This window comes from Bradyrhizobium sp. 192 (genome assembly GCF_023100965.1).
GTDB lineage: Bacteria > Pseudomonadota > Alphaproteobacteria > Rhizobiales > Xanthobacteraceae > Bradyrhizobium > Bradyrhizobium symbiodeficiens.
This window is the reverse complement of record NZ_CP064690.1, coordinates 2,034,082-2,048,399: the sequence shown is the minus strand read 5'-3', so window position 1 is coordinate 2,048,399 and position 14,318 is coordinate 2,034,082. Positions and strand designations below refer to the sequence as shown.

Sequence of the window (14,318 nt, the reverse complement as noted above, 5' to 3'; positions counted from 1 at the left end):
GCGATTTATAGGATTCCCGAATCAATTGTTCAATGATTCATGGGTGGTCGGCTCTTGGAGGGCTGACCATGCCGGGATGGGAAGACGAACTCGAACGCTGGCTGATGCCGTTCTTGGACCGGCTGGGTCATAAGACCCGACAGCGGATGTGTCCTCTATATGTTGCGGGATTGATCGGTCCTGGCGATCGCAAGAGCGTTCAGCCGATGGCGGAACGCCTTGCCACGAGCAACTACGACCAGTTGCACCATTTCATTGCGGACGGCGTCTGGAACGCGACGCCGCTAGAGACAGAGCTGCTCAACCAGGCGGACCGACTTGTCGGCGGCAGGGATGCGGTGCTGGTTATTGATGACACCTCACTGCCGAAAAAGGGTGAGCGATCGGTCGGTGTTGCGGCTCAATACGCGTCGGCTCTCGGTAAAACTGCAAATTGCCAAACGCTGGTGTCTTTAACGCTTGCGCGCGGGGAAGTGCCCGTGATGGTCGCGTTACGTCTCTTTCTGCCTGACAGCTGGACAAGCGACATGCCTCGCTTGAAGCGCGCTCGCGTGCCAGTCGAACACCGAACGCCGCGGTCCAAGCCGGAGATCGCTTTGGCCGAGATTGACCGCGCGATGGCAGCCAACATACGCTTTGGATGTGTGCTGGCGGATGCAGGATACGGCCTCAGCGCGCCGTTTCGACAAGGGCTAACAGAGCGCGGGCTGGCCTGGGCGGTCGGTATCCCTCGGCACCAGAAAGTGTATCCGGTCGATGTGAAGCTCATTTGGCCGATCACCAAAGCCCGTGGCAAACCACGAAAGCACCACGTGCCCGATATCTTATCGATTGCGGCAGAACAAATGCTGGCCAGCGCCAAATGGAAAACCGTGAGTTGGCGCAGCGGGACGAAAGGTCGGCTCAAAGCCCGATTTGCTGCTCTCCGTGTCCGCACCGCCGACGGCCCTCCGCAGCGGATATGGGATAAAGGTCAGCAGCATCTCCCAGGCGACGAAGCCTGGCTCATTGGCGAGCAACGTGCCTCCGGGGAGAAGAAATACTATCTCGCCAATCTTCCGGCGACGACGGATCTGCGCACGCTGGCCGCCACCATCAAGGCACGGTGGATTTGTGAGCAGGCGCATCAACAGTTGAAGGAGGAACTTGGACTTGATCACTTCGAAGGGCGATCATGGCAAGGTCTTCATCGCCACGCCCTTATGACAATGATTGCCTACGCCTTCCTGCAACATCGTCGCCTCGCAAACGCGGGGCGAAAAAAAAAGAATCAACGGGCCTCCGCCTCAACCGACTATGCCCGCCGTACGTCACGCCATCGTCGATCTCATCCTTCGGCCGCCGCCCCAGCAGTGCCCACATTGCCGAAAGCAAATCCTTGAAAAACAGCGGCGAAAACACATTCTGCCAAAGTAGTGCTAATGCCATCACGCTTTAGGCGCGCGAGTTGTGCGGCCAGGGCGACAACCAGTACATTCGAGGGGAGCCGCTTGGATGCTGCTTCGAACCAGGCTCTGCCTGGGCCAACTCTGACGCCTTAGAAGTACGGCTCTGACCCCTTGAACGAACAGCGTTCGCAGGTACCGCTTGCCAAGCCTCGATATGCGGCCGAGAATGGTTCGATCGCCGGTCGAGATTTGTTTCGGTACGAGGCCAAGCTATAGCGCGACAATCTGGATGGGAAGCGCGCGACAATCAGGATGGCGAGTCGGTGTCGCGGCGAGGTGATGATTGCCGCGATGATTGTCGCGCGCAAGAGTTTTGTTCGCTCTGATTGTCGCGGAGCGTCAATCAGCGAGTGTTTTTGGTGTCGCGTGCGAGGATGGTCGCCCTGGACCACGCTTCCGCTCGAGCGCGGTGCGCCTGCGATAGCTTTCGACGTTCATCTCGACGATGGTGGCGTGGTGAACGAGGCGATCGATGGCGGCGAGCGTCATAGCAGGATCCGGGAAGACCCTGTTCCACTCTCCAAAGGGCTGATTGGCGGTGATCAGCATGGAACGCCGCTCGTAGCGAGCGCTGATGAGCTCGAACAGCACGCTGGTCTCGGCCTGGTCCTTGGTGACGTAGGCAAGATCATCGCAGATCAGGAGGTCGAAGCGATCGAGGCGGTTAATGGCGGCCTCGAGATTGAGCTCGCGCCGCGCCACCTGGAGCTTCTGGACGAGATCGGTGGTGCGGGTGAAGAGGACGCGCCATCCGTTCTCGATAAGGGCCAGGCCGATGGCTGCCGCCAAGTGACTCTTGCCGCCGCCGGGCGGGCCGAACAGCAGCAGATTGGCGCCCTTGCCGAGCCAACCATCGCCGGCGGCGAGCGCGGTCACCTGTGCCTTGGAGATCATCGGCACAGCCTCGAAGTCGAAGTTGTCGAAGGTCTTTCCAGCGGGCAGCCGCGCCTCGACGAGATGGCGCTCGACGCGGCGGCGGCCGCGTTCGGCGATCTCGTGCTCGGCAATGGTGGCGAGGAAGCGGGCCGCCGGCCAGCCTTCCTTGTCGGACTGCTCGGCAAATTGCGGCCACAGCACCTTGATGGCTGGCAGCCGCAACTCGTTGAGCAATAGATTGAGGCGCGCGGTGTCAATGGTGTTGGCCGTGCTCATGCGGCACCTCCGATCTCGCCGGCACCGATGAGGCACTCATAGGTGGCGAGCGGTGCGAGCTGCACCACGACGTGCGGCACGCAGGCCGGATCGGGAGAGAAGTAAGCGCGCAGCCGGTTGAGGTCGGGCAGTCGGCCGGCATCAAGCTCGGTCGCGAGCTGATCGGCGAGTTCGGCCTCGCAGCCGCGCTCATGGGCCAGTACGAGCAGATCGACCATGATCCGGCAGGCTTTCCTGTCCGGCAGCCGTTCGCGCAAGCAATCGAAGGTTCGGCGATAGGCATCGCGCGGGAACAGCCGATCACGGTAGACGAGATTGAGCAGCGCCATTGGCTTGCGCCGCAAGGAATGGATCACGTGCCGATAATCGACGACCTGGTCGTGCTTGCCGTTGGAATGCGGCCGCCCACGCGGCAGGGTGACGAGATGGGTGCCGCCGACGAACACGTCGAGACGATCGTCGTAAAGGCGCACCCGCAGTTGGTGCCCGATCAAACGCGACGGCACGGTGTAAAACACCTTGCGCAAGGTGAAGCCGCCGCTTGACGTCACGCGGACAATCACCTCCTCGTAGTCCGAGGTGCGGCGATCTGGCAACGCCTGCAGGGTGGCGCGCTCGTGGTCGATCCGCTTGGCGTTGCGGGCATTGCGGCGGCTGACGATCTCGTCGATGAAGCCGCGATAGGCGGCGAGATCATCGAAGTCGGCAGTGCCGCGCAACAGCAGCGCATCGGCGATCGTCCGCTTGAGATGGCCATGCGAGCTTTCGATCGCCCCGTTCTCGTGGGCGATGCCGCGATTGTTGCGGGAAGGCCGCATGCCGTAGTGGGCGCAGAGGTCCTCGTACCGCCTGGTCAGATCGTCCCTCGCATTGCGATCGAGATTGCAGAAGGCGGCCGACAGGCTGTCGGTCCGATGCTCCCGCGGTGCCCCACCGAGCGACCATAGGGCATTCTGCAGCCCTTCGGCCAATGCGACGAAGCTCTCGCCACCGAGCACGACATGGGCGTGTTCAAACCCGCAATAGGCCAACCGGAAGTGATACAGGCGATGATCGAGCGGCACGCCAGCGATGGCGACCCCAAGCTCGCCCATATCGGTGAAGTCGGACAGGCCGACCTGGCCCACTTCGTGGGTCTGGCGGAAGATGACCTCCTGCTCCTCGCCGTGGATCGCCCGCCAGGCGCGGATCCGGCGCTCGAGCGTGCGGCGGATTCCAGCCCCCAGCTCAGGATGGCGTCGGAGCATCTCCTCGAAGATGGCCACGGGCCGCACGCCGGGAGCCGCCTTCAGCATCGGCACGACCTCCAGGCCGAAGACGTTGGCCAAGGGATCCGGCCGGCGCCTTTGCCGCGGTGACTTCTTTTGCGACGGAAGGCGCAGATCCTTCTCGAGCCGATAAGCGGTCGACGAACTGAACGACGCCTTCGCGGCCGCCTCTGGCGGCGAATTGGTTTGACGGAACTTCATGTAGAGCCTCATCTGGTGATCGGTGACATGGCAGCCTGGCAACGGGTGATTCCTCTTTGGCGAGAAGAACCATCCATCACCGGCCAGCCGCGATCACCAGACGGCGCGGTCCGCTCGGATCGCGCCGTCGCCGGGCTCGTAACTCCGGTCGGGCTACGCCCTCCCTGCGTCACGAGCCCGGCGAAGCTCTCTCATCCTGATTGACGCTGCACTTCCATCCTGATTGCCGCGCCGCAGCCAAGCCATGCTGCAAAGTCGCGGCCCTTATGGAAGGCATCACCAGTTCCGATCGCGGCGATCATCGCACCTGAGATGATTGGTCCCACACCCGGCGCACTCATCAGGCGGCGACAGTGTGCGTCTTGATCAGCGAGTTCGTCGATTTCCTTTGTGATCGATGCTACCCGCCGCTCGAGAAAGCGCCAGTCTTCGGCCAGCTCCTGAATGAGCCGAACCACTCGAGGCGACAAGTTATCCGAGAGCATCGAGAGAATCTGTGGAAGTGCCAATCGGAGTGCTGCCGCTCCTTGCCGAACTGGCAGCCCTCGCTCAAGCAAAAAACCTCGGATTTGATTGATGACCGCGGTTCTCTGTGTCACCAATCGACTGCGAACTCTATGGCAGCGCCTGCAAGTCAAGTTGCGCGGCCGATTTCAACGGGACGAAGCGCATGGTCGGGCGTTGCGCTGCCTCTGCGATGGCTTCGGCATCACGGAAGTCATTTTTGTGGCCCTTGAGGTATGGCTTCACATACTGTGCTGGCAAGAGCCGTACTTGATAGCCTAATTTCTCGAGCTTGCGACGCCAGGTGGTGTGTTCCTGCACAGGCTTCCATTCCGATCAGGCAGGGCGGAACATTAGCCAGCGACTACTCAAGCTAATTTCTCGATCGCTTCTTGCGTAGGATGATTGCACCCTTGGCATCGAATCCCACCACATGGAATGTGTTCTTGCCTAGATCGCTACCGATCGTGACAATGTTCGTATGGGACATGGTTTGCGCTCCTTCTCTTGCCGGGGCTCTACCTTTCCGCTGAGAGCGGGCGTGGTCCATGCCATTAACTAGTAAGGCGCGGCTGCTTTGGCACTCCACCTCCGGGGCGTGGAAGGAATAAAGCTTGAAGCCGCGCTGGCGCTGCTGCTGCGAGCGGATCTGCGAGGCCCGGCTGAGCGGGAGGGCGAACGTGTTCTCAGGCACAGCCTGACCTTCGATCTTGCGGCGGATATCGCCGATGATCCGGCCCAGCTGGCTGCGCAGGATACGTAACTGCCGCTGACGCCGCCTGAACTGTTTGGCATGGGTGTAGCGGCCCGCCATCGTTGCCGCGGTCTTGGCAACGCGACAATAGGATTGCCGCAGCCTGACACCGTGTCTCCTGGCCAGGCGGTTGAGCCCCTATGGCCGCATGCAGGCGCTTGGCGTCGGACGGATGATGGCTTTCGGTTGCACCGTGGTGTCCACCGTGCCCGGCCTGAGGACCTGGCCACGTAGCGCGCCAGCCTCCTGTGCCACCCGCAGGCTCTCGGCCAGCAAGAGCTCCAGCTTGTCGCCGAGCCGCTTGCGCCAGTGGCTCAGACCCGAGCGCTCGTGCAGGGGAGGCGTGCTAAAAGAACTCTTCGCCGATGAAGAACTGGAAGCAGGCGTGGTGGACCCAGCGCTCGCAAATGCCCTCATCAGACAATCTGTGAATGTGCTTGAGCAACAGCGGGTCTCGATCCCGGGCCGGCCGCTCTCGCTGTAGAGCGAAGCGATCTCGACGTCGATCCAATCCCAATCGATCTTGCCGGCGAGCTGTACCAGCTCGTGCTTCATGTTGATGATTTGGTCCGGCCGAGCCCGGAACAGATGTTCGAGCTCGCCGCCGTGTGCTTCTTCGGCCGCATCGTTCGCCCTCCGATGCAACACAGAATCATGGTCCGCAACGAGGGGGAATCCACATACGAAATTGCACGGTTTGGCGATCTTAAGCTCCCAATCGCTGCAATCTCAAACCGTCGCGACCCCGAAAAATAGACTCGCGCTGAACTCGCTTAGAGCCTTATTCACGGACGACTAACGTGACGACAGTTCATCGAGATCGTCACGAAACTGACGGCCAAGTCGCTGTTGCACGGCTCCTCTCCTGTCATGGATAGACCACAGGCGTCGACCATGCCGGATCATCGTGCTTTTGCCAGTAGAGATCCGTGAGTTGACGGGTGATAGGTCCAACCCGCCCGTTTCCGATCGCCGTGTGGTCGATACGCGTCACAGGCATAATGCCACCCGCCGTCGAGGTGATGAACACCTCGTCAGCGCCCTTGAGTTCAGCACAAGTGACATCAGCCGCCCTGACCAAGAGCTCAATTTCGGCGCAAAGATCGAAGACAGTCCGGCGTGTGATACCCTGCAAGACGCCAAAAGCGGGTGTCCTCAAGGCTCCTTCCTTGACAAAGAACACATTGAAGCCGGGCCCTTCCGCGATGTGCCCGTTCGTATCTAGGATCAGTGCCGTCTCCGCCTTTTTATCGTAGGCTTCAAAGAGGCCCTTCACGAGATCGAGCCAATGAAAGTTCTTGGTCGCGGGATCGACCGATTTGGGCGGGATGCGGACCGTGTCGCTGATTGCCACATGCAGCCCTCTCTCCAGCTGCTCTTCGTTGGCGACCGACCCAAAAGGGATAGCAAACGCGATGAAGCGGTTGTCCGCTTGCCGCGGATCCCGGCTGAACGTCGGTGATGAACCGCGCGTACAGATCATATCGACGTACGCTGCTTTAAGGCCTGATAGCGCGACACACTGGCTGAGGATAGATGCTACCTCTTCACGATCGTAGGGCAGTTTCATCCGCAGACGTTCAATGCCGCTCCAAAAGCGGTCAAGATGCAAGTCCAATCGGAAGAACCTGCCGTTCCAGACGTGCACGGTGTCGTAGGTCGCGTCGGAGTGCAGGAAGCCCCAATCGAGCACCGAGATCTTGGCCTCGGACATCCGCAGGTATTGCCCATCCATGAACGCAATTCCGTGTGGATAAAGCCGTCGATCGATGTGACGCTCGTCGATCACCAAAGGCGGCGCGGCTGAGAGCGGTGTCATAGAGGGAGTCATGTTCTATCCTTCCGTTGCCTTTGAGTTTCTTTGTCCGATATTGTTGTCGGCGGCGCGGACGAGATGTGCGATCGGGTTAAAGCGTCTGTGGCTGTATCACAGGGGTCAGCGAAGAATTGGCCGCCGCAGGCAGTGGGGCCGGAATGTCTGTGGCTGGGGCGCGCACATGGCAAGCTACGAGACGCCCTTCTGCCGTCGGCACCAAAGGCGGCACTTCAATGCGGCAACGCTCGACCGCGAGCGGGCAGCGCGGGTGGAATGCGCACCCGCACGGCGGATTGACCGGGCTTGGCACCTCACCCACCACGGGCACCTCCAGCCGAACCCGCGTGGGATCCGGCACCGGTGCTGCCGCGATCAGCGCCTCCGTGTAAGGGTGGACCGGCTTGGCGAACAGCGCCTCGCACGGGGCGAGCTCGACGATGCGCCCCAAATACATGACCGCGACGCGATGAGCGATATGCGCCACCACGCTCAGGTCATGCGAGATAAAGACGAAGGCGATGCCCATCTCCTGTTGCAGATCCATGAGGAGGTTCAGGATCTGTGCCTGGACGGAGACATCTAGGGCTGAGACCGGCTCGTCGGCAATGATGAGCGAGGGCTTAAGCGCCAGCGCCCGTGCGATGCCGAGACGCTGGCGCTGACCGCCCGACAACTCGGATGGAAGCCTGTGCATCATCTCGGGCGACATCCCGACCTTACGGAGAAGATCCGTCGCAAGCGCATGACGCCGCTTGCGGCTGAGGCGCTCGAAATTTTCTGCAGGCTCGGTAATAATCTGTCCAGCTGTGAGACGCGGGTTTAACGACGAGTAAGGATCCTGAAACACCATCTGCATCCGCCGGCGCCAATCTCGAAGTGCGTGCTTCTTGAGACTGGCAATATCGGTTCCCTCAATCAGCACTCGTCCGGCTGTCGGCTCCACGAGCCGCATCAAGAGCCGCGCGACGGTGGACTTGCCGCAGCCGGATTCGCCGACAATGCAGAGCGTCTCGCCGGCCTCGACCGAGAATGAGACGTCCTGGACCGCTCGCACTGTCGGAATGGTCTTCTTCAGGAACCCTGCGCCGAGCGGATAATGCTTGGTCAGGTTCTCGACTTTCAGCAAAGGACCGTTCATGCGCCCACAACCTCCTGAGCGCGCCAGCAAGCCGCGGCGTGGCCCGGATCGACGTCACGTAGGGTCGGCGTCTGCTCGCGGCAAATGCCTATTGCGAACGTGCAACGAGGCGCAAAGCTACAGCCGACGATAGGCTCACGCAGGCTTGGTACAATGCCGGGGATTTCTGGAAGGCGGCGCAGTCGGCCTCGCCGCCGATCAGGCAACGAGTGCATCAGCGACTGGGTGTAGGGATGCATCGGGCGCGCAAACAGATCTATTACGGTTGCTTGCTCTATGATCCGGCCGGCATACATGACAATCACGCGTTGGCATGTCTCGGCGACAACGCCGAGATCATGCGTGATGAACATCACGGCCGTTCCCATGCGCTCTTTCAGATCAACGATCAGCCGCAGGATTTGCGACTGCATGGTGACGTCGAGCGCCGTCGTCGGCTCGTCCGCAATCAACAGTTCCGGTGAGCAGGCGAGCGCCATGGCGATCATGACACGCTGGCGCATGCCGCCGGACATTTCGTATGGATAGCTGTTAAGGTGACGCTCAGGGTCAGCGATGCGGACGAGATGGAGCATCTCTTGCGCCTTTGCCATCGCATCGGATCGGGAGGCCTTGGTGTGGATCTGCACCGCCTCGGCGATCTGCCGCCCGACCGTGTAAACCGGGTTTAGGCTCGTCATCGGCTCCTGGAAGATCATCGCGATCCGGTCACCGCGGACCTGCCGCATCTCTCTTTCTGAGAGTTTCAGGAGATCGCGTCCTTGGAAGCGGATCTCGCCGCTCACCGTATTGGCGCCTAGCTTCGGCAGCAGGCGGAGAATGGAAACGGCGGTGACGCTCTTCCCGCATCCGGATTCGCCGACAACGCCAAGCGTTTCGCCACGCTTGACCTGGAAGCTGATGCCGCCCAAGGCGCGCGTGACGCTGTCTTCGCCGAAAAAGCGCGTCTCCAGGTCTCGAACATCGAGAAGCACGTCGTTCCCTGCAGTTTGATGCATCTGCATGTCAGCGCCTTCGCTTCGCACGGGGATCGAACAGGTCGCGCAGGCCATCCCCGAGCAGGTTGACGGCAAGAACCGTGATGACGAGGCAAATGCCGGGGGCGAAGACCGTCAATGGTGCAACACCGAGATACAGGCTCGAACTTGAGATCATGTTACCCCAGCTCGGGATATCGGGTGGCACACCCGCGCCGAGGAAGCTCAGCCCGGCCTCGGTCAGTATCGCACCGGCGCAGACATTGGCGCTCTGAACTATGAGCGGCGGAATGGTGCTTGGGACAATATGCCGCCACAGCACCTTCGGCAGACGCGCGCCGCCGCAGAGCGCGGCCTCCACATAAGGACGAGTGCGAACACTCAGAACCACCGACCGAACCAACCGCGTAATACTTGGGATCGAAGGGATTGTGATGGCGACGATGAGGATCCCGATGCCTGCGCCTGTCAGGGAAATCAGGGCGATGGCCAGCAGAATCGTCGGGATCGCCATCAACCCGTCCATGATCCGCATGGCGATATTGTCGAAGCTGCGGTTGTAGCCGGCAACCACACCGATCAGAAGCCCACCCAAAGCCGCGCTCGCCGCCGAGATCAATCCCACCATGAGGGAGATCCGGCCACCGAACACCGCCCGCGCAAACACGTCACGGCCCAGATTGTCGCTCCCGAACCACATCTCGGCTGAGGGAGGCTGAAGCCGTTTGAACGGATCCATGCTCAAGGGATCGCCGGCGTAAAAGGGTGCAGCGAGCGCCAGGATGATCAACACCGCCAAGAGACCGCCGCCGGCAGAGACCAGCGGATGCCGCCTTGCTATACGAGGAAGGTTGGCTATTTGCAGCCAGCCCATCGGCTCGACTTCAACTGGTGCGGAGACAAGTGACATGTTTAATACCGAATCCGGGGATCAATCACGGTGTAAGTCAGATCGACCGCGAGATTGATCAGGACGTACAGGCCCGACGCGAGGATGAGCACGCCTTGAATGATCGGATAGTCGCGATTGTTGATCGCATCGACGACCAATCGACCGACACCGGGGATGTTGAACACCGTTTCCGTGATGACGACGCCAGAAATCAGATAGGCGAAACTTGTGCCGATTACGGTAAGGATCGGGACACCTGCATTCTTCAGGGCGTGGTGGAAGAGCATGGAATATGAAGAGGCGCCCTTGGCAGCGGCCGTTCGCATATAGTCTTCCGACAGAACTTCGAGCATGCTCGCCCGAGTGATCCGGGCGAAGTAAGCAATATAGGGAACACTTAAGGCGACGGTCGGCAGGATCAGGTGCACAAACCAGGGCCCGAGGCCGTGTTCGACAGGCTGGTATCCTTGGACCGGAAGCCAACGCGCGCTGATGGCAAACCAGTAGATCAGAAAATAGCCGACGACAAATACCGGGACAGAAAAGCCCAGCGCCGCAAAGGCTGCGAGAGTGCGGTCGAAGACGCCGCCGACATGCCATGCGGCCAGCATGCCGAAAGCGAGCCCAACCGTCACCGAAACGATCATCGTCAGGATCGAAAGGGAAATAGTTGGCTGCAACCGCTGCGAGATGAGGAGGAGAACCGGTCGGCCCGTGAAAATTGAGTCCCCGAAATCGCCGCTGAGAATGTCCAGCGCCCAATGTAGGAACTGGACTGGTAGAGGATCATTAAGTCCGAGTTGTTCGCGGATGCCCGCGATCATCTGTGGGGTCGCCGCGTCGCCGGCGATGATGGCAGCCGGGTCGCCAGGCGACAGTCTGAGAAGCAAAAAGATGAAAATCCCGACCATCCCCATGACGGCAATGGTCGAGAGCATCCTGCGAACAATGTAGGCGGCCATGCTCCTCAGGCCTTTTCCATATTCCACATCGGGAGGGCACCGGGCATTCCGATGAGGCCGGTCAGCGCCTTGCGGCGCGCGCTTGCGAAGACAGCTTGCCCCAGCAGAACGGTTGGGACGTAGTCCCACCAAACTGCCTGCATCTTGCGGGCCAGCACCTGGCGCTCGGCGATCGTTGGGGTATCCGCCCATTGGGCCCGAAGGGCCTCATATTCGTCGCTCTTGGGCCAGCCAAAGAACCCGTTTTCGCCCTCCGCGCCCAGCCAGGGTGCGCCAATCGGATCGCTGAGGGTCAAATCGGGCACACTTGTGATCAATATGCTCCAGCCGCCGTCTTGCACGGGTCCCTTTTTCGTCCGACGCGTGACAACTCCGCCCCAGTCGCTCGGCGCAAGTTCGGCATTAACCCCGATCTTCCGCAGCGCGGCCGCGAGGAACTGCGCGGCATTGCTGAATGCCATCTGGTTAGTCGGTTGAAGAATGACGACCTTCTCGCCAGCATAGCCGCCCTCTTTGAACAACTGCTTAGCCTTTTCCGGATCGCCGCCCTTCTTGTACCATCCCGTGTTTTCGTCGTTGGAATAGAGCGTATCGTTTCCGAACATCGAAGTAACGGAGTGGCTGTATTTTGGGTCGGGGGTGATGACGCGAGCGATTGCCTCCTGATCAACAAGGTAAAGCATCGCCTGGCGCGCCTTCACGTTATCAAACGGCTTCTGAAGACAGTTCAGGCGCAGAAGATTAACCCAACCCATGTTGTCCAGGACTTCGAGCGCAAGGTTAGGATCGCTCTCGACGGCCGGATAAAGATCGGCGGGCAGGCCTTCGAGGAAATCAACCTCTCCCGCTTGCAAGGCCGCAACGGCAGTCTGCGGATTCGAGATGTTCTCCCAGATGACCCGATCGACATTGACAACTTTCCCGCCAGCGAATCCGTCTGACGGACCGTCGCGCGGCACGTATTTCTCGTTCCGATCGTAGGTATAGCTCGCGCCGGGTTTGGCCAGAGCTTCATTGAATTTAAACGGCCCCGACCCGATATTCGCGGTCACCTGTTCGGTCGCGGGGCGACTTGCGTCCTTCTCCCGCATAATAAACAGGAACGGATTCGCCAAATTGGCAAGCACATCAATCAAGAGCCCCAGCGGCTCCTTGAGTTCGATCGTGAAGGTTTTTTCGTCCTTTTTCGAAATGTCCTTGGCCCGCGCCATGATCAGTTTGCCACCCGGAGCGACTTGCCCCCAACGACGGATGGAGGCTACACAATCCGCTGCAGTAACAGGCGTGCCGTCGTGCCAACCCAAACCATTCCGAAGCTCGAACGTATAGGTCTTCTTGTCGTCGGAAGCGCTCCACTTCCCTACCATCTGCGGCTGGGGGGTGAATTTGGAGTTCAGCGCGAAAAGCGTGTCGTAGATCGCATAGCCATGATCACCGGTGATCGTAGTCGTCGAAAGAATTGGATCGAAGACTCGGAGGTCACCCGACTTTATCATTCGGATGGTCCTCGTGGCCGCAGGTGAATTTTGCGCTCGTAGGAGCGAGGGCATTGAGACCGCAGCGCCGGTGGCAAAGCCTGTCTTAATGAGGTCGCGTCGAGAGATAATCATATACAACTCCCCTTAATCGCAGCTAATCGCCTGATCCCTAACTATCTGCGGAGCGAGCCCCGGAAGCCCGCAATGCTCGTTTCGCTGCATGATGAAGGTGTTTTGGTCCTTTGGCCGAAACATCTTCACCAGTTCATCATGCGCGGACCGCCGCTACCGCCTGCCTTGGAGGGACGAGGCGCCCGAGCGCACTTTCGAGGACCCGTGCCGCGGACAGGACGGTCATGTCCTTATAGCGTGCACCGACTAGCTGGAGACCGACCGGAAGGCCGTTGCTATCGAGTCCACAGGGCACAGACGCTGCCGGTTGCTGCGTGAGGTTGAAAGGGAAAGTGAATGGACACCAATCTTGAACATCATCTGGGTTGTTGAGCCCGACGGGGAAAGGTGCAACTGGCATGGTCGGAGTGATCAGCAGGTCAAATTTCTCATGAAACGCTGCCATCTTGGCGGTAAGTCCAACTTGAGCTTCTTGAGCATCAAGATATTCGGAAAGAGTCAGCGACAAACCTCGTTCAGCCACTTTCAGAGTGTTTGCCTCCAGGAAGCTACGTTGCTCCGTGTTCAGTCGGCTAAAGAGCCGCGCAGCGCCCGCACGCCAAAACGTGTTGAACGTTTCCACAGGATCATCAAAACCTGGATTTATCTCGACGACCTCTGCGCCGAGCGATTCGATCTTTCGGACAGCGGCATCAGTAACGTTCAGAACATCTTTCGATACATTCGCATATCCGAAGTCTCGGCTATACGCCACTCTTAGTCCTTCAAATGTCGATGGGACAGGAACGTCACCGAATGGATAATCCGGACCGGCGTACCCGTCCCTCACATCCTTCTGGGCGATAACCCTCAGCATAAGAGCCGCGTCTGCCACTGTGCGAGTCATCGGCCCGATATGCGAGAGCGTAGTGAATACGCTTGCCGGCCACTGGGGGACATACCCGAAAGTCGGTTTGAGGCCGAAGATGCCTGTGAAGCTTGCGGGTGTCCGGATTGATCCACCGCCATCGCTTCCTAGATGCAAACAACCGAGATTTAGTGCCGCGGCAACCGCTGCTCCACCGGACGACCCGCCTGGTGTGAGGCTTGGATTCCAGGGATTACGAGTTATTCCGTAAAGTGAGCTGTGTGTAACTCCCAGGAAGCCATATTCCGGAGTTGTGGTCTTTCCCAGAATGATAGCCCCTGCCTCCCGCAGACGCGCAGCGGCCGGAGCATCGACATCCCACGGCCCGTCACCGCTGGTTGACCTCGATCCCCAACGGGTGGGCATGCCGCGATTAAGCGTGACGTCCTTTAAAGTTACCGGCACCCCATCAAGCAAACCCATTGGCTCGCCTTTCATCCACCGGGCTTCTGAGAGTCGCGCTTGGGCTTTCGTCTGCTCAAAATCGACGAAACAGAATGCGTTGAACTCGCGATTTCCCTCATCGATGCGCTGCAAGCAGTCATCGATCACCTCAACAGGTGACAATTCCCGGCTCTTATAAAGGGCAAGACAATCTAATGCGGTAACATCTGCAATCAGCCTTGCCGACTTTGTAGACATTTGTTCTCCTTGCCTCCCCATTGTTGTGTTGGACCTCACGGTCATTG

At 59.8% G+C, this 14,318-nt stretch carries 10 protein-coding genes and 3 pseudogenes; 1 reads left to right on the top strand and 12 read right to left on the bottom strand.

Features of this window, described 5'->3' with window-relative positions:
• Positions 1-32: 32 nt before the first annotated feature.
• Positions 33-1,382 carry an IS701 family transposase gene (locus IVB24_RS09365; RefSeq protein ID WP_247363696.1) on the top strand — a complete coding sequence of 450 codons (1,350 nt, stop codon included), beginning with the start codon at positions 33-35 and terminating at the stop codon, positions 1,380-1,382.
• On the opposite strand, the pseudogene IVB24_RS09360 reads toward IVB24_RS09365, so the two are convergent.
• The 12 genes and pseudogenes from IVB24_RS09360 to IVB24_RS09305 all read right to left on the bottom strand — a co-directional run.
• Positions 1,328-1,658: pseudogene (locus IVB24_RS09360) on the bottom strand (transposase); the annotation flags it as partial. The gene IVB24_RS09365 and the pseudogene IVB24_RS09360 overlap by 55 nt on opposite strands.
• A gap of 129 nt (positions 1,659-1,787) precedes the next feature.
• The gene (gene istB / locus IVB24_RS09355) at positions 1,788-2,600 is read right to left on the bottom strand and encodes an IS21-like element ISBj11 family helper ATPase IstB (protein WP_247300139.1); all 813 of its coding nucleotides are present in this window, start codon (positions 2,598-2,600) and stop codon (positions 1,788-1,790) included.
• On the bottom strand, positions 2,597-4,081 hold the full coding sequence (gene istA, locus IVB24_RS09350; protein ID WP_247772721.1) for an IS21 family transposase: 1,485 nt from the start codon (positions 4,079-4,081) through the stop codon (positions 2,597-2,599). The genes istB and istA overlap by 4 nt, the downstream gene beginning before the upstream one ends.
• Positions 4,082-4,305: 224 nt before the next feature.
• Positions 4,306-5,123 (bottom strand): annotated as a pseudogene (locus IVB24_RS09345) (IS110 family transposase); the annotation flags it as partial.
• A 30-nt stretch (positions 5,124-5,153) separates the two neighbouring features.
• Positions 5,154-5,953 (bottom strand): annotated as a pseudogene (locus tag IVB24_RS09340) (transposase); the annotation flags it as partial.
• Between the two features lie 242 nt (positions 5,954-6,195).
• A complete protein-coding gene (locus tag IVB24_RS09335) occupies positions 6,196-7,146 on the bottom strand; it encodes an aminotransferase class IV (RefSeq protein ID WP_247772720.1) in 951 nt (316 codons plus the stop codon).
• An 88-nt stretch (positions 7,147-7,234) separates the two neighbouring features.
• On the bottom strand, positions 7,235-8,281 hold the full coding sequence (locus IVB24_RS09330) for a dipeptide ABC transporter ATP-binding protein (RefSeq protein WP_247772719.1): 1,047 nt from the start codon (positions 8,279-8,281) through the stop codon (positions 7,235-7,237).
• Complete coding sequence (locus IVB24_RS09325) at positions 8,278-9,285, bottom strand: ABC transporter ATP-binding protein (protein ID WP_247772718.1); 1,008 nt, start codon at positions 9,283-9,285, stop codon at positions 8,278-8,280. Before IVB24_RS09325 ends, IVB24_RS09330 begins: the two co-directional genes overlap by 4 nt.
• Position 9,286: 1 nt before the next feature.
• Positions 9,287-10,168, bottom strand: a complete 882-nt coding sequence (locus tag IVB24_RS09320; protein ID WP_247772717.1) for an ABC transporter permease — start codon at positions 10,166-10,168, stop codon at positions 9,287-9,289.
• Positions 10,169-10,170: 2 nt separating this feature from the next.
• Positions 10,171-11,112: an ABC transporter permease gene (locus tag IVB24_RS09315; protein WP_247772716.1), complete on the bottom strand. Its 942-nt coding sequence runs from the start codon at positions 11,110-11,112 to the stop codon at positions 10,171-10,173.
• Positions 11,113-11,117: 5 nt separating this feature from the next.
• A complete protein-coding gene (locus tag IVB24_RS09310; RefSeq protein WP_247772715.1) occupies positions 11,118-12,722 on the bottom strand; it encodes an ABC transporter substrate-binding protein in 1,605 nt (534 codons plus the stop codon).
• A gap of 136 nt (positions 12,723-12,858) precedes the next feature.
• Positions 12,859-14,271, bottom strand: a complete 1,413-nt coding sequence (locus IVB24_RS09305) for an amidase (protein WP_247772714.1) — start codon at positions 14,269-14,271, stop codon at positions 12,859-12,861.
• Between the last annotated feature and the right edge of the window lie 47 nt (positions 14,272-14,318).